This is a genomic window from Bradyrhizobium sp. 155 (assembly GCF_023101105.1).
GTDB lineage: Bacteria > Pseudomonadota > Alphaproteobacteria > Rhizobiales > Xanthobacteraceae > Bradyrhizobium > Bradyrhizobium canariense_D.
The window spans coordinates 6,005,976-6,022,274 of sequence record NZ_CP064704.1 but is presented as its reverse complement, the minus strand read 5'-3'; the positions used below and the strand labels follow the sequence as shown (position 1 = coordinate 6,022,274).

Here is a 16,299-nt window from a genome sequence, read left to right as displayed (position 1 = left end):
GGAGGACAGCATGAGAGCGGTAAAGGACGACATCGGCGAGTGGTACCGCGGTGTTCCGCTGAGCGCCAAATGGCCCATCTTCACCGGCCTCGCCATCTTGGTTGTTTGGCTCGGCTGTTTCGGCGTTTGGGCCGCAGTCGCTCCCCTCAACAGTGCGGTCGTCGCCTCGGGTACGTTCGTGGCTACCGGGCAGAACAAGCTTGTCCAGCACTTCGAGGGCGGCATCATCCGCGAGATTGCGGTCAAGGACGGGGATGCCGTCGAGGCCAACCAGGTCCTGGTTCGCATGGACGATACCGCTGCCAACGCCAAGCTGAAACGGCTGGTTTTGAAGAAGTATCGACTGCTCGCCATGAAGGCGCGTCTGGAAGCTGAAATGAGCTCTTCTGACGCAATCGAAACCCCGGCCGCATTCAGCGAGAACGCACGTGATCCAGAAATCAAAGCGATTCTTGAGCGGCAACGTGCCGAGCTTCAGGCCCGCCGGGCAAGTCTGGTGACCGACGAAAGCGTACTCCTAAAGCAAATCGCTGGGCTGGAGGAAAGCATCCGCGGATATCAGGCGCAAGTTCAGTCCACCAAAGAGCGAATTTCCTTGTTCGTCGAAGAGCTGAAGGACAAGAATTCCCTTCTTGGCCAGCAGTTGGTCCGCAAGTCGGATGTGCTTGCGTTGCGACGCTCAGAGGCGGGTCTCGGGGGTGAGCTAGGCGAATATCTCGGCCGCATCGCCGATTCGAAGGAGCGGATCGCCCAGGCGAACGAACGAATAGCGCAGCTCCACACGACGGCGCTTCGGGAGGCGATCAAGGAGTTGCGCGAGACCGAGGCCGAGCTGGACGACGGAGAGGAGCAGATTCGCGCCGCTCAGGATGTGGTCGATCGGGTCGATGTCCGGTCGCCGGTTCGAGGTATTGTGGTGAAGAACAACTTCCATACACCGGGCGGCGTGGTCTCTCCTGGTGCCGTGATCCTTGAGCTCCTGCCGATTGGCGACGAGCGCATCATCGAGGCACATGTGAACCCCAAGGACATTTCGCATGTGAGCGTAGGCCAGGAGGCGCTGGTGCGGCTGTCGGCGCTCAACCAGCGCATCACGCCCATGGTCGGGGCGAGCGTCATCTACGTGTCAGCGGACGCCTTGGCGGAGCAAGTGCAGGGGAAGGCCGAAACCCGTCGCGACGGCGACACGCGTGGGGAATTCTATGTTGTTCGGGTGCGCCTGGACCAGGACGATATTCTCAGGCAAATGCCTGAATTCATCCCGACGCCCGGGATGCCCGCGGACATTTACATCAAGACCGGAGAACGTACGTTTTTCGAGTACATCATGAAGCCTGTCCTCGACAGCCTCTCCCGCGCGTTCCGCGAAACCTGAAGCGAGCGGTTTGGACCTCAATGCTGAGCACTCGCGTGTACGGTGAGCTCAAGCCTTTCGGTCTGAGGCTTGATAAAACGGCGCTGCTTCGCTCAGCCCTTCTCGCGTTCGTTTTTCATGGCGGCAGGATAGCCCCGAACTCGATCCTGCTCGTTTCGGCCTAAGGTCCTGAACAGCGAATGCGCGACATACAGCGTCGCTTCCGTGCGGTATCGGCGCGCCATGATCGCGAGAGTTAGCTACCCTAGCGGCCGCAATGGCATTTGCGGTCCGCGTGCCGTCGTTTCGGGGCCAGCGTCGAGCCGTTGGCCGGCGACGACAACGCTCAAACACATGGCGTGCTCCCGAACGGTGATTTTGCTTGCTTGGTCGGCTTGGCACCCGCGAAACGAGGGAGCACGAACCAATGGAGGCGCCATGATCGGCTTGGGAGTTGCGAAACTATTCGTTAGCTTTCATGTGGCCAGCTGGGACCGTGCCGATTACCGCCCATTGCGGCACATTGGAATGGGAATGCCGGCCCCCGCTGTTGGCCCCATCCTGCGGCTGGGGCCGTTTTGAATTTTAACAGCATCGTTCAACCCGGTCGACAACCATGCTTAGAGGCATTGCTATCGCGCTATTCGGAATGGGCATCTTTTCTCAGCTTGATCGCGCGCTCTTCTATGGCCGCCATACTGACGCCGCGTTCAGACTGATGCGGGAGATTGGCCGGGGTTTTGGGCTGTAAGGTTCAGCCGCGCGACCCATTGGCAGGACACAAAAAGATCGCTCGGCGGTTAAGTCCCCATCCTTCGCGCCATTCGCTTCGCTGACCCCACATTGCGGCCGAGTCATCGTGCAGTGGTCCCCGGACCTGAGGCCGGCGGAGGTGGTATGGCGGACGCTGTCGCACGCTCATGGACTGGGCTCGCTGCCCAAAGCTCCTTTGCAAGGGGCAGCGGTGAGATCTGTACCTCCGACCACCATGCCCTTTCATTTCCATGGCGGTGCAGCTGTTGATGATGGGCGCGGCACAAGGGCACCGTGAACTCGTCGCTGACCTTGCGGCCGAGCGCTCGTGGTTGCGCGAACTTGAGATGGTGGGCATCGCAGGGCGTCTGCTTGCAGATGAGACAGGGCTGGTCGCGCACGAATGCGAGGTGCGCCTTGTTGCGCTTGCGCGAAGCTTCCTTGGGGAACGCGAGCCCGATGCTTGGCTCGGGGATGGATTGGCCGTCGGCCGCGCCAACTCGCTCGGCGCCCACCTGAACAGATCGCTCCGCCTGCACCGGGTCTCCGAGCGCAAGCTCGTCCGGCGCGATGCCGATCTCGCAAGGGACGGCCGCCTCGAGCCTCGCCTGATAGGCGGCCCCAATCGAACGAGCGTCTCGCTCCAACAGGGTGTTCTTGAGCGGCAGGCTGGTCTTGGCCCAGTTCAGGAGGTCATCCGCGCTCGTGAGCGGCCTCAACTCGCTCAGCAGCCGATCCCGCAGCTCGGCCGATGCTTGCGGGTTTCGCAGTGGCGTCTGGTTCACCACGCCTTTGACAGGCTTCGCCTTCGCCAGCGGTGCGGTGTGCAACGGGGCCGCAGCCGGGGGGGCGGCCATTAGATCCGGTTCATCCAGATCGTCCTCGCCGGCAATGCCGACCAGCGTGAACAGCGCGTAGCGCCGGGCATAGGTCAGGGCGGCGCCCATCCGGTGCGGGGTGGCGGTCTCAGTGACCGGGCACACCGGCCAGTCGGAGGCGATCCATTCGCCCGAGCTGTGGAGTAGGGTGGTGGTGAGCCTGATGAGGCCGGTGTCGGAATCAATCGCGGTCGCTTGCACGGTCGCGATCTCGTACTTGGTGAGGCACTTGCGCACGATCTCAAGACCGCTGGCGAGCGAGGCGTAGCGGAAGGTGCGGCTCTCTTCGCGCGGGAAGGGTGATGCGATCGTGGCAGTCAATGATTTCTCCGGGTTGTCCAGCTCGGCCTGCGCCTTGGCGAGCGCGCCGGCGATCTGGCTGATGGTCTCGCTGCATCGCTGCATCGCCGTCTCCGCTGAAATCATCGGTTGTTCAGGACGTCCAGCTGGACCGCCAAGACGACTCCGGCGACGACCAGCTGCTGCTCTAGGTGACGGACCAGGCCGAGCAGCACGTGGTCTTGGGCGCAGGACGCTTCAAAGCCGTGGAGTTTGGCCCACAACTCCCCGAGCAGTTCGAACGCTTCCTGATACGGCTCCGGAGGATCCGAGGAGGGGTCGAGATGGATAAAGTCAAAGCGCGGCTGCATCGACAGACTCTCTGAAGGCGGGGAGCTGGCGCCGCGCCAAGCCGCGGCCCGCGGTTGATCTGGCCGGCTGCTTACGCGGCGTCGACCACTTCGAAGCTGATCGCGCCGGACTTGGAGCGCTTGGCCCGCAAGCCATGGCCGCTCGCCTCCTTGGCGTCTTCCGGCACCAGTGCCTTGAGCTCGGTTTTCGCCCGTTCGTGGTCCAGCGCCGCGGCGCGGGTTTGGCGATAGAGCGCGGCCAGTTCCGCCCAGACGTTCGAGCCGGTCATGTCGACCACCCGCACCGCCGCTAGCCGCGGCCGGGGCGGCTCGATGCCGAACAGCTGCGGCGCCTCGCCATTTTGCACGCAGCGCCAGAACTTCTTCTCCGCGGTGAGCAGCAGATGCTGGTACAGGGGATCGGCATGGAGCTCGATTTCCAGCCACTTGCCGCCGCCGGTGATGATCGAGAGCACCGCGGCGCGGGCGGCGACCACCCACATGTTGTGCTGGAGCTGCGCCATGTGCTTGTCGGCCGCCGCTTCCTCAGAGAAATTCCAGGGCAGCATGAACTTGGCCTCGAACACCGCGCCGGTTTGGTGCACCCGCCCATCCAGGGTCGCGGCCATCCACTTGTGCACGTGGTGGAATACCTGCCGCTGAACGTGCTCGATGGCGCGGCCGGTTTGGCGCTCGTACCAGGCGCGATTGAGGGGCTCGGTCGCGGTGCCGAGCTGGACGATGAGATCGCCCGACAGGTCGATAGGTTCGACCTCGCCGCGCTTTTCCTGCCAGAGCCGGAGCAGTGCGCCTGCGTCGTTGCCCATAATGATCCGAGCATCGGACCCGCCGATGAACGAGCGGCGGTCTTCGAAACGCTTTGTCCAGCTGGTGGATTTCATTCAAGATCGCTCCCTACACGAATCGCTCCATATGGGCAAATATAACCTATTTAGGCTAAAAGTCAACATGAAAAGCAAGCTTTCTAGCGCTCAGATCAGGGCCGGTAGAGCATTGGTGAGGTGGAGCGCGGCTGAGCTTGCGGAGGCTTCGGCGCTTGGCGCCAATACTATTCGCCGCGCGGAAGTAAGCGACGGAGATACTTCGTTGACAGCGGCGAATGATCAGGCAATCCGCCGAGCCCTAGAGTCGGCCGGCGTCGAGTTCATCGACTCGAATGGAGGAGGTCCCGGCGTTCGCCTCCGGAAAGCAGCCGAGGAAAGACCGCGCCAATAGCCCGCAGACCACGCCCTGGAATTTAGGTGTGCGGTCGCTGCGCGCGGTCGGGTAGAATGGCATGACTTACATGGTAGAAGGTACCAATGGGCTTGAACATCAAAACCCGTCTGGCTGCAGAGCTCGCGCAGCGCACCGGTGAACCCATGGCTGCCGCGGTCACGACCGCCGTTCCCCAAGCGCCTTGAGCGCGTCCACCGCGAGCAGGACGCCCGGCTATCGGACCGACGTCTGCAGATCGGTCAGACCGTGCCAAGCGCTTGAAAGAACCTTATCGCTCGGCCAATCACAGCGAACTCCTTTACGATAATCGTGGACTGCCCCGATGATCATCGATACCTCCGCGCTGGTCGCCATCCTGCGTGACGAACCCGAAGCGGAAGCCTCCGCACTTGCGATCGAGAGCCATTCGCCGCGCTGCATGTCGGCCGCCAACTTCGTTGGAAGCGGCACTCGTGATCGATGGAAGCCGCGATCCGATCGCCAGCCGGCGCTTCCATGATCTGCTTAAGGAAGCACGGATTGCCATCGAGCCGGTTACTGAACCTCAGGCACGAATTGCGCGTGAGGCTACCGTGATTTTGGCAAGGGCAGCGGACATCCCGCCAAGCTGAATTTCGGCGACTGCTTTGCTTACGCGTTGGCAACGACCACGTGAGCCCCTGCTCTTCAAAGGCGATGACTTCATCGATACGGAAATTGCGGCGGCCTTAGTCTGACAGCCCCGCAAGACCATCCGGCGAGCAGTCCCTTGATGGGGAAATTTCGGTCACTTCAGTGAACGAGCAGCCCCTTCGGCAAGCGCTCAAGTTCGCCCGGGTCGAGTTCATCGAAAACGGCGGCGGACCGGGCGTGTGGCTACGAAATCAGCGAACTCGAAAACTAAGGATCGAGGCGAAGCGTCATGGTGTCGTAGTTCGCGCATGAAGCTCGCAGCTTGAGCAGCGGCAGGCTCGGAGCATCAGAAATCGCATCCGGAATTCAAATGCGAAAACGAACCCAATTTTGGTGCGCGAAATCAAGCATTTCAATCGTATCGCCGTTCAAACTTTGCGTTCGCGCCGTCTCGGACTTGCAGGGGCTGCCGTGTGGATGCTCCCTGCCGCATATAGGTGTTGAAAAGTAGAACGCAGCCGCGGACCCTGTCGGCGCTCGTTAGGTCTGCTTTAACTTCTGGCGTGTCACCTTTTCGGTGAAGCCAAGACCGCTTGATTTGGATTGGCTCATTTTTTCCCACGGGAGTTTCCGGGAAACAACTCGTCCGACGTTCGGTCGGACGAGTTCTCTCTCTACGAGAGGCAAGGAAATGACCGCGCGATCAAAGCTCAATTGCTCCCATATTGTTCGGCACGGCCGCGCACGGCGGGTTTCGCAACGGCCCTTCGACGGCCGCCGCGCGGCGGCCGTGATTGTGCACCCTTACACCGATGATGGAATCCAGGCGAGGTGGGTCGACGACGTTGATCGAACCGCCGTCGGACATCATTCGCGGCCAGCGTTGGCGAACTGTTTGATCCAGCCGTGGACCGGCGCGGCGTTGCGCATCTGTCGCAGCCCGTCTCCGCGCCTGGTGAGACGCCAGTTGTGTCAGTTCAGCGATGTTGATCAGTGGGGAGAAAGGTAAATGGATTTCTTGTTTCTGGACGGCGAAGATCCGCTTGAGTTTGCGCTTCTGCTGATGCGGTTGACCAACGAGCACATGCCCTGCGGGGCGGACGAAGAAGACTGCGTGCTAACGATGACCAAGTGGGTCTGGCGCAAGCACAGCTACCAGCGACTGCTCAAAACCCGCATGAACTCCGCGCGGCTCGACCCCAGGCATGCGGCGTATGACGAATCTCAGGGGCTGCAGGTATTCCTGGAGATGCTGAACCGCGCGCATGAAGCGCATGAGGTGGAGATAGCGCTCGCGTCACTGCGCAGCCATGTGACGGGTCACCTCAGCGAACATTGCCCGAGATATAAGTTCAGGACGACCAAAGCATGGATCAAGGCTCTACGCCGGGAAGTCGAGAAGAAGTTTCTGCCGGCACTGGCGCCACCTTGCGAGGAGGTCCGGATGATGATGGCCGCTGAGTTTCTCACCGAGGACGTGCTGGCGCGCGAGCTGGAATACGAACGCGAATGCGATGCGATACTCGATCGGGCGCTTGATCGATTGACACGACTGAAGGCCGCCAAGCGGGGCCTCTCCTTGCAGGAGCGCAAGAGCTTCCATGAAAAGGAGCCTTCGCGACTATGCAATCAATTGTGGGCTGCCCTGTTGGAGGTCAAAGATGTCTAGACCCGCGCGCGGTGCAGATTCGATCAACGGAGGAGCGCTTCCGGGCGCCTGGGGCGATGAAGCCGAGGGGAATGATCGTCAGGTCAAGGCCGCCCTCAAGCCGCGCGACCGGATCGAGGAAATGTACGCCGAGGATTTGGCGCAAAGCGATCGGCAGACTACAATCTTCCGGCGCGCCGCCTCTCACGTCATCGCGGCGCGCCAGGGTCAGGCACTCTACAATTTCCTTGCAGAACATCACCCTGCGAACGACGCCGACCGTGTGGCTCTGGTGGAGCGCTGGTCACGTGGCGATCTGAAAGCAAGGGCCGAAGTGGCAGCCGCCCTCAAGGAGGCCGGCTTAAACGAATTCTGCCTGGAGGCAGAGGCGGTACTCGATTCATTGTCGACATTGCTCGTGCTCGAGCAGTTACAATCGTCAAAGGTCGCGCGGCGCGACAGGGCACTCGCGGGGCTTGCGTTCTACCGCCGCATGCAGACGCAAGGGCAACGGCCGGCGCAGCCGGACCGGGACGCTGTTGCATCCGACGTGTTGCGTTTGCGGGAGCCGCCCAGCAATGACCACTGACCGGCAACGCGCCGCCAATCGCGCCAACGCGAAACGAAGCACCGGCCCAGCATCCGCGGCTGGAAAGTCGCGGGCGAGCCGAAATGCCCGTCGCCATGGTTTGGCCGCGCAAGCGCAGTTCGGCTCTGATCGGCTCGAGCGCGTCGATCAACTCGCCCGCGCGATCATCGCCTCAATGCCCGGCCAGATCGACCTGATGCAAGCGCGATCGATCGCGCAGGCCGAACTCGATGTCACCGCGGCGCGCGCGGTGGCTGGCGCGCTTCTGACGGAATTGTACGGAACTGTGCCTGACTGCGATCTGGCCCTAGTGCCGTGGCGACCATTGCGACCGGGCGCGGGCCTCCATACGTTCCACGACCTCAAGATGGTCGAGCGGTATCTTCGTCGCTCGCAGGCAAGGCGGGATAAGTTGGTCCGACTTTGCCTCTCTGGCGCAGGCACATAGCCGCGGTCGGTTCAAGGCTGCTGCGGCGCGCCAAGGCGGAAAGCTGTGGGGATAGCCGGCTTGCACAAGCAGCCGACCACACCCGTCAGCTGCTCAAGCACCGCTTTGAGCCCAAGGCGAGCCCGAGCGGAGATGGCGCACTGGGACTGGAATGTTCGCGCGCGGCTCCGCCCGCGAGATGAAGGGAGACTCGGAATGTGCAGAACGAACCCAATTTTGTTGAAGCGATTCAACTTAGCTCCGCAAGTTGACGCGCTCAGACCCCAACGCTTTGAGCGGCCGCCGGTCGCCTCGGGTGTGCCAACAATCGCGCCGGTGTTAGCGTCGATCGACGTGTCGAGCTTGGTCTCCGAACGGAATTTATTAAGACGATCGATCAACCCGTGCATTTTCCAAATTCACTTATCGCGCGGCTGCTGCTCCCTTTTTGTTGGTGGTGAAGGCCTGTGCCTGACGTGTATGCCACCAAGGCGACGTTGTACGCCTGCCAAAGCGTATGCCGGTCGAGATCCGGGAAACACTTCAACACGAGTGGTTCAACGTCAGCGGCTTGATATGCATCCAGGCATTGAAGAATGACGCAGCTGACGTCGGCGATGCTGTGGTGTTGCATTTTCATTGCTCCCGGTTATGGACATCAGCTGGTTCGGCGGCCGCGGTCTCTTGGTCTGTTGCCAGGACGACAGGTGCAGCCACAAGCTGAAGCAACCGCCGGCAGACATTGATCGATGGCCCGATCACCTTAGGTGGGGAGCCTCGCTCGCGCGCAGGGTTTGCGGCAAGCGCGACGCCCTTGTCAGAGCCGGTCGCGACCCGACGATGATGCGCGGACATTGAGCTCTGATGAACCGCCCGGTCCATTAGTTTGGTGGAGTTGTTGGAGTCGCCTGTCGAGTTCTTGTTTTTTGGCAACGATCCTCGCGGCGAGAATCTGATCGACGTCCGTGTAGAGCGCCCACAACTCATCGAGGGACATCTGCTCAAATTGTGATTGGTAATCACGAATGTCCACAGTCCGGCCCCCCGGCTGGGGCGGGTAGCAGCTAAGTCAGTCTTAAAAGCCCGGACCCTTACGCTGATCAGATGATCGCGTTGCTGGCCGGGCCGACCGCACTGCGCTCATAAACCGCCTTTCCAGCTCCAGTTTCGCGTGCCGCACCGACGATTCTGCGCTCGGCCTTGGCTACTCGGTCTCGAAGAGCCTCAAGTTCGGATACTTGAGACGCGAGTGCCTCACAATTTTGGTGCAGAGCGAAATGACAACCATCCAGTCGCGCACGAGCGTCCATTGCACGCCCCTCTATGGTACTGCCCCAGAAGACGTGGCCCGCAATTGGGACCACCGCGAGACTAGTCAAATTCACCCATCAGGTCTGTTCGCTTTCGCACACTCGCTGTAGGCTTTCCCTCGGTGGATTGCCGCGCGTCGAGTTGCTGCGAGCGGCAAGCAAGATATTGCTGCTGGCCTGCCGCTCGGGCCTCACGGTTTTCGAATTCGCAAAATGGACGGCTTCCAGGTGACTGCCGCCCGCAGACAAGGCCGCGCCTTGGATCTCGCAATCGCACAAAACACCGCCAGCACCGTCTACTGCCCCGGCACCGCCGCGATCTGCGCGCGTTAGCTTGGATCCGCCGGATGTAGCATCCCGCGCCAAGGAAAATCGGCAGATCGCGCGTTTTGGCCGACGACGACGAGATCTCTGCTTGGCCTTGGCTACCTAATCTCGAAAGGTCCCGCAGTTCGACAGCTGCAAGCGAGCGCCGCGAAACGCTGGCGCGGGAAAGCGCAGGAGCGTGGATCTCAACACGGGGCTGTCTCCGGGGCCGAATATCGGCTCGCGCGGCTCTTTCCCATCGGGCGGTGGATCGTTTCGCAGGAGGTTAGTTTCAGGGCGTCTGCTGAGCATTGCGAATAACGCCCGATTTGCGCGGCTTTCATGCGGTGGTTCTCCCTCCTTCTGCTAGCATTAGTAAGGCGCGAGCCGATGTCGGTCTCGCTCTCCGGGTGGTGATCCGCGGGGCTTCTTCTCTCTTGAGAGAGCAAACTTAGCCGCTAGGCGTCTGAACAATGAACGCTTTGCGACTTGCATAGCTGCGCGAAGACAGCCTTCGCCTTGTTAGTGCCAAAACCAACATGCATTCCTTTGTCTTGCTTCCCGACTCACCAGTCTGCCTCGCCTTGACGACCGATGCGGGAAGACTCAGCCCTCAGCCGCTCTATTTCGAGCCGGAGCAGCGCTTACGATTAGACAAGTGCGCGATTTTGGTCTTCTTCAGGAAAATCCAATTAAATGGCACGTGACGTCCGGCGATTCAGGAGCGCATCGCGTCGATAGCGTGTGCGATTAAAATGCCCACGCTCAAAATAACTAGAAAAATGAGCAACCAGGTACTCACGTCCACCTCCTGTCTTGGAAGTGAAGCTTCCTGTTTATGCACAGTCAAAGGCATCACGTAGGGAACCGCGATTTCAGCGGCCGCTGAGGATTTATTGCCACACGGCGCGCTATCGTCGGAACGCCAGGAAAAGGAGTGTGCCGACGATGGCGGTCGCGAGAAGTGGAAACCAAATGTCCGGCACTTCAGGCACTCCGACTCACTGCGTCGGATTAAATGCGAGCTGCGCTCTTATTTCTTCTGGTTTTCACTATTCTCCACAGCTCAAACAGAAGTGGCCGCAACTCGCAACGAATATTTGCGGTATTATGTTCGTGGTTTGGCGTCGTCAGTATTCGGAGCGGTTCGATCTCGCGTGTTCGTATAGCTAGCCGGCTCACGTGCAGATCCATTTCTGGTAGCAGTTCCAGGTTTAACGTATCTCGGTAGCATCAAGCTTACCGAGTGACATTCGTTGCCAACTTGCCGAGACGGAATATCGTCGCGTCGATCGGGCATTTTTGTTCCCGAACCATCAGTTAGCGGGGGTGGCCTGAAAACGGGTTCGATTTCCATGATTCGATATTCGTCGTATGGAAATTCGAACTATCGTGCACCAGCCGCGCAGTTCTCCTATCGCGACCCGCTGGAAGCCGAGTACCGTCAGCTCATCGAGGGACGAGAGCGGGTCAGCCGCGGCCTCAAAGCGGTTTACGATCGCGACAAGGAAGGGAATTCGCCGCAACGAAGATGCATCCGCTGGCAGGCATCTGCTCGATGCGCGCGGCGGAGTTCGTGGCGTGCAGCGCCAGGGTTGTAACCACCAAAGTCAGGTCATCGAGAGGGGTCGAGATGCCTTGGTGGCGGGCTTGGGGGAGAAGCGTGCAGTCGGTGGGACTACGACCGCTTTGAATGCGCCCGCGAACCGCGAGGGCCAGCTCCGTCGGATTTCCGGGCGATGCGCCGCCGTCCGTCTTTCCCGAAGAGCCTCGACGGATTGGAGCCCTGTGCGCTCTCGCCGAAAGTCCGCCCTCCGGTTTTCATCGTGTGGCCTTGCTTTGGTCAAACCGGCGTTGGGGAGTGTGGACTTGCCCGATTTAATGCTCGGCCTCGGCCCGGGTGACATCGGGTGCGATGGGCCGATGCATTCGCCGATTAAGCCGATAGCTCTGACTCTCTTTAAGAGCGGAATGAAAGAGTATCGGGCGCTTGTTGTGGACGTGAACGTTATGGGCTCGCTCAGCGGCTGGGACTTGGCCAGACAGGTTCGAGAACAAGAGCCGACGTTTCCCGTGATCTACATGACCGGCGCTGCGGCCGACCATTGGGCGTCCCAGAGCGTCCCGAACAGCATCCTGTTGCAGAAGCCGTTTGCGCCGGCCCAACTTGTCACGGCGATCTCGCAGCTCCTCAATCAGGTCCCCCTACGCGCGAATGAGGCCGCCTCAACTCCGGTTCACTTCCGCTTTTGCGTCACCAATCGCAAGGGGATGTTGTGGAGATGCGCGCGACCTCGCACAGCCGGTTCTGTCCATGCCCCAGCGCGCGAGCAATGTCGTCGGGTCGATTTCCTGCGGCGGCCACGGCCATAGCGATCAGCCGCTGATGATCTTCCGGCGTCCACCTTCTCACTAGTGGGTAGCGTGACTGTTCCATCGCGCCAGCGGCCCCCCAGCCTGTTGCACGCCTATGCCTGCCTATACAGTTCGCAGATTCGCGCCCAACAAGCGAGGTGGGCTGCTGGTCAGCGATCGGCCAGAATGAAAGTGCTGCTGCTGGTCGCGGAGCGAGGCGCGCCGGTGATGTTCGCCCGGATCGGGGTCGTGCGCCTGTGGAAAGCGCCCTGGAGCGCAGGGGGGCTAAAGGAGCGCCCCAGGGCCGCCCACTCCATGCCGACGACGGCGTAAGGCCGGCATGATCGCCTACGGCGTTGCCCAAGGCACCGCCTATCGAAATGCCACTGCCTTAGTCGTCATGATGGTGGTGGTGGTGGTGGTGCTCATGCGAACTGCCCCCGCCAGACCGCGCAATGGCGTTAGACGTCAGCGATGTTGATAGCAGTAGCGTCATCGCTGGAGGCGTCACGACGGCAAACCTACCGCAGGTCTTTAAGAACTCGCGGCGATCCTCGTCTTCTGTGGCGCTTGGCATGCTTGACTCCGGTTGGTGGCGTGCGGATATTAAGCCGAACGAAATTTAAATCAATTAAACAAATTAAGTTCCTTTTATTATTTACAAGGCCGCGAGCCGGCCTCCAGTCAGGTGGGTGTGCCCGCTACCGGACAGACCGGTCCTTGGTTGTATGTTACTGCCCGACGTCAAGAACTCGCGATTGAATACAGGCCCTTGCTAAATCATCCGCTATTTCCACACCGACGAGCAATTTTGTTGAAGAGCGTCGCAAGGACCCTCACCGGATTAGCTAATCAATTGCCGGCTTGCCTCTCAGATGAGAGACGAAGCGCGTCACGCACGAGCCGCCGATGATCGCCCAGGGGCCGAGCCGGAAGACGGCCAACGTCTTTAGGATGTCCGCGTCGGCGACGATGCAGCCGAAAGCCACGCCTTCGAACGCGCCAAGAAGATCGTCAGGAGCGATGGTGCACGTTGGGAGACGCAAGACCTCAGACAAGAATTCGCATGACAGCTCGGCAAAGCAGCAGATGGGGAGTGTCCACGTTGCGCCCAACATTGAACAGCCCGGGCAGTGCATCCGAAATTCAACACCTCCTATCGTTCGCCCGTAAGCGTCGTTCTCACGCCACGGCTTTGAGGGATTGCGCGCGATAGGCCCAGGGAAGCAGCTGATCGATTTCGCTGTTTGGGTGACCGTTGACGATCCTGGTGAGCGCGTCAGTCAGGAAGGCAAGGGGATCGACGTCGTTCAGCTTACAAGTTTCTACCAGGGATGCGATGATGGCCCAGTGCTCGGCGCCGCCGTCGGAGCCAGCGAACAGTGCATTTTTCCGGTTGAGTGCGATCGGACGGATCGAGCGCTCGACGGCGTTGTTGTCGAGCTCGATACGGCCATCATCGATGAAGCGCGTCAGGCCCTCCCAGCGTGAGAGCGCATAGCGGATTGCGTCTGCCAATTTGCCCTTTTGACTGATCAGCGCAAGCTTGGCGCGGAGCCACCGTTCGAACGCTTCCGCCAGCGGTCGGCTTTTCTGTTGCCGAACGAGACGGCGCCCCTCGGCGCTGCGGCCACGGATGTCCTTCTCGACGGCATAGAGCTCGGCGATTTGCTTGAGCGCCTCGCTCGCAATGGGCGCCGGACCGGGTGTGGCAAGCTCGTAGAAGTTACGCCGCATGTGCGACCAGCAGAATGCAAGCCGAACATCGCCACGCTCGGCGAGCTTGCCATAGCCGGCATAGCCGTCGACCTGCAGAATCCCCTTGAAGCCTGCCAGATGAGCGATCGGTCGATCGGCTTTGCGATCGGGGGCATAGACATAGGCGACGCCGGGCGGATCTGCGCCGCCCCACGGCCGGTCGTCCGCAGCATAGGTCCAGAGCTGACCGGTCTTGGTGCGCCCACGGCCGGGATCGAGCACCGGCATCGTCGTCTCGTCGGCGAACAGCTTTGGCCGTTGCTTAAGCTTGCCTAGGAGGCGCTCATGCAACGGACGCAGATGGAAGGCTGCCTGCCCCACCCAGTCCGCCAACGTTGAACGATCGAGCTCAATGCCCTGGCGGGCATAGATCTGCGCTTGCCGATAGAGCGGCAGGTGATCGGCATATTTTGACACCAGAACCTGTGCGACGGTTGCTTCCGTTGGCAGTCCGCCCTCGATCAGCCGAGCCGGAGCTGGCGCCTGCATGACGCCATCCTCGCAAACCCGGCAGGCGTATTTGGGCCGCCGGGTCACGAGGATCCGGAACTGCGCCGGGACCAGGTCCAGCCGCTCGCTTCTATCCTCGCCGACCCGATGTAACTCGCCTTGGCAGCAGGGACAGGTCCTGTCCTCGATGTCGACGATGACCTCGATCCGCGGCAGGTGCGCCGGCAAGGCGCCACGGTTGCCCCGGCGCTTGCGAGCTCGCGCATCACGGCCTTCAGGTGCAATGATGTCCTGTGCCGTCTCGCCGTACGCTGCGACTTGCTCGACGTCTTCCAGGCCCAGCAGCATCTGGTCTTCAGGCAGCGTCTCTGCCCGTCGGCCAAACCGATGCCGCTGCAATTCCTTGATGATCTGACGCAGCCGCTCGCTCTCGCACCGCTCGGCGAGCAGCATCGCTTTCAGCGTCTCCGGATCGTCAGGCAGGACGTCGCTCACAGCCAAATCAGAGCATATTCGCCGCCATCTGGCGACGCATCCGACGGTCCTGATTCACTTCGCCGCAGCGCTGCCAACAACTACCCGGGCTGCGCTGGCGCCGGCGTCCCCCGTGCCTCGTGCACAAGCCGCCAGTCGAGTCCTTCCAGCAGCGCCGACAATTGCGCTGCCGACAGGCGCATCACACCGTCCTCGATCTTCGGCCAGCGGAAGGTCCCATCCTCAAGCCTCTTGGCGAACAGGCACAGGCCCGTTCCATCCCAGAACACCAGCTTGATCCGGTCCGCCCGCTTGGCCCGGAACACATAGACAGCTCCCGAGAATGGATCTGCACCCATGCTCTCGCGCACCAGGGTCGCAAGACCCTCCATGCCCTTGCGGAAGTCTACCGGCTTGGTCGCCACCATCACCCGGACCGCACCTGACGGACCGATCACCGGCTCACCTTCAGCGCCTGGACAATCGACGCAATCATCGCCGTATCCGCTCCACGACCGGCTCGGATCGTGATGCCGTCCACTTCAATCTCGATGATCCCGCTATCTGCCTTGCGCACCGTTTTGCGCTCCCGGTGAGCACTTGGCGCCGGTACCACTGCGTCCACCACCGCCGGCACAAACTGTACTTCGTTAGCTTCGGAATGACCGCCTGCTGCTTCTCGCAACTGACGTCGCCAGCCAAACAGCTGCTGCGGCGACAATCCATGCCGTCGAGCCACGGAACACACCGAGTCGCCACTCGCCACGATCTCCGCGACGATCCGCACCTTGTCCTCGTCGCTCCACTTCCGCCGACGACCGGCTCCGGTGAAGACCTCGAGCCGCCGCACCGGCTCCGTGATAGCAGTATGCACTGTGTCCATTCTAAGCCTAACGGTCCAAACCGAACCGCAGACTCGCAGATCACACCGTCATCCGGTAGGTGGCCGCTGAACAGCGCTTACGTTCGCCCTGCTCAGTTCCAGAATTAACTTGCAACACGAACATCAAGCTTAATTCCAGACCGCGATTGCGGCCGCGCGCTAGAGGACTAGTTTGCGCACACGGACATTGTCCTTGTCCGCTCCACCCCAGCGAAGTCGCCGCACCATTATATTCGGTGCAGCGACTTCGACGCTGGACAGTCGCGCGAGCTTCACTTGAGAGAGCAGCCGGACCACGAAACGCTTGATCTCATCGAGATGCGTCGCCGACTTACGGCGCTCCGGTCGAAACACTCGGACAATCTTTTAATTACTTCGCTGTTGAACCGCTTTTTCGTGAAAGTCGCATTTCTCCTGAAGCCAATGGACCGGGCGCACGAGCAATATCTCAAATCCGAATTCGAACGAACGTTGATAAAGGTCAAAGAGATTGCTGCACGGACGAAATCTGACTGAAGGCCGCACCAACGCGTGGCTCTGGACCCGATTGGCCGGGTATCCGCCACTGTTCTATCGGATCAGCCAGTAGCGGTTGTCGGCTTTGGGCACTGGTGCTGAACAACAATCTCCGCAT

The 16,299-nt window shown here is 60.9% G+C and carries 14 protein-coding genes; 6 read left to right on the top strand and 8 right to left on the bottom strand.

The features are described from left to right. Positions 1-10 precede the first annotated feature (10 nt). Positions 11-1,375, top strand: coding sequence for an HlyD family type I secretion periplasmic adaptor subunit (locus IVA93_RS29070; RefSeq protein ID WP_247295615.1), 1,365 nt, complete (start codon positions 11-13; stop codon positions 1,373-1,375). Positions 1,376-2,208: 833 nt separating this feature from the next. On the opposite strand, the gene IVA93_RS29065 is transcribed toward IVA93_RS29070, so the two are convergent. From IVA93_RS29065 to IVA93_RS29055, 3 genes are all read right to left on the bottom strand, one after another. Next, positions 2,209-3,390 carry an ERF family protein gene (locus tag IVA93_RS29065; RefSeq protein WP_247363689.1) on the bottom strand — a complete coding sequence of 394 codons (1,182 nt, stop codon included), beginning with the start codon at positions 3,388-3,390 and terminating at the stop codon, positions 2,209-2,211. A gap of 17 nt (positions 3,391-3,407) precedes the next feature. After that, complete coding sequence (locus IVA93_RS29060) at positions 3,408-3,635, bottom strand: hypothetical protein (RefSeq protein WP_018458884.1); 228 nt, start codon at positions 3,633-3,635, stop codon at positions 3,408-3,410. 71 nt (positions 3,636-3,706) lie between these two features. Next, entirely contained in the window at positions 3,707-4,516 is an 810-nt protein-coding gene (locus tag IVA93_RS29055; RefSeq protein ID WP_247789286.1) for a YqaJ viral recombinase family protein, read from the bottom strand. Positions 4,517-4,936: 420 nt separating this feature from the next. Here IVA93_RS29055 and IVA93_RS41250 point away from each other — a divergent pair, with 420 nt between their 5' ends. The 5 genes from IVA93_RS41250 (at position 4,937) to IVA93_RS29030 (ending at position 8,150) form a co-directional block, all read left to right on the top strand. Beyond that, entirely contained in the window at positions 4,937-5,038 is a 102-nt protein-coding gene (locus tag IVA93_RS41250) for a type II toxin-antitoxin system VapB family antitoxin (protein WP_371258556.1), read from the top strand. A gap of 137 nt (positions 5,039-5,175) precedes the next feature. Continuing rightward, entirely contained in the window at positions 5,176-5,352 is a 177-nt protein-coding gene (locus tag IVA93_RS29045) for a type II toxin-antitoxin system VapC family toxin (RefSeq protein ID WP_018458887.1), read from the top strand. Positions 5,353-6,474: 1,122 nt separating this feature from the next. Continuing rightward, positions 6,475-7,134, top strand: coding sequence for a hypothetical protein (locus tag IVA93_RS29040; protein WP_247295609.1), 660 nt, complete (start codon positions 6,475-6,477; stop codon positions 7,132-7,134). Continuing rightward, positions 7,127-7,702, top strand: a complete 576-nt coding sequence (locus tag IVA93_RS29035; RefSeq protein ID WP_247789285.1) for a hypothetical protein — start codon at positions 7,127-7,129, stop codon at positions 7,700-7,702. Before IVA93_RS29040 ends, IVA93_RS29035 begins: the two co-directional genes overlap by 8 nt. A 100-nt stretch (positions 7,703-7,802) precedes the next feature. Beyond that, the gene (locus IVA93_RS29030; RefSeq protein WP_018458891.1) at positions 7,803-8,150 is read left to right on the top strand and encodes a hypothetical protein; all 348 of its coding nucleotides are present in this window, start codon (positions 7,803-7,805) and stop codon (positions 8,148-8,150) included. 796 nt (positions 8,151-8,946) lie between these two features. On the opposite strand, the gene IVA93_RS29025 is transcribed toward IVA93_RS29030, so the two are convergent. The 5 genes from IVA93_RS29025 to tnpA all read right to left on the bottom strand — a co-directional run bounded on the left by IVA93_RS29025 (position 8,947) and on the right by tnpA (position 15,665). Continuing rightward, on the bottom strand, positions 8,947-9,162 hold the full coding sequence (locus IVA93_RS29025; RefSeq protein ID WP_247369700.1) for a hypothetical protein: 216 nt from the start codon (positions 9,160-9,162) through the stop codon (positions 8,947-8,949). A 3,786-nt stretch (positions 9,163-12,948) separates the two neighbouring features. Continuing rightward, entirely contained in the window at positions 12,949-13,218 is a 270-nt protein-coding gene (locus IVA93_RS29015; RefSeq protein WP_018458898.1) for a hypothetical protein, read from the bottom strand. Positions 13,219-13,282: 64 nt separating this feature from the next. Further along, a complete protein-coding gene (gene tnpC / locus IVA93_RS29010; protein WP_247789924.1) occupies positions 13,283-14,761 on the bottom strand; it encodes an IS66 family transposase in 1,479 nt (492 codons plus the stop codon). Between the two features lie 122 nt (positions 14,762-14,883). Then, positions 14,884-15,240 (bottom strand): IS66 family insertion sequence element accessory protein TnpB, encoded by a 357-nt coding sequence (gene tnpB / locus IVA93_RS29005; protein ID WP_247295361.1) that lies wholly within the window; start codon positions 15,238-15,240, stop codon positions 14,884-14,886. Next, positions 15,237-15,665 carry an IS66-like element accessory protein TnpA gene (tnpA, locus tag IVA93_RS29000; RefSeq protein ID WP_018459013.1) on the bottom strand — a complete coding sequence of 143 codons (429 nt, stop codon included), beginning with the start codon at positions 15,663-15,665 and terminating at the stop codon, positions 15,237-15,239. The genes tnpB and tnpA overlap by 4 nt, the downstream gene beginning before the upstream one ends. Positions 15,666-16,299: the final 634 nt, after the last annotated feature.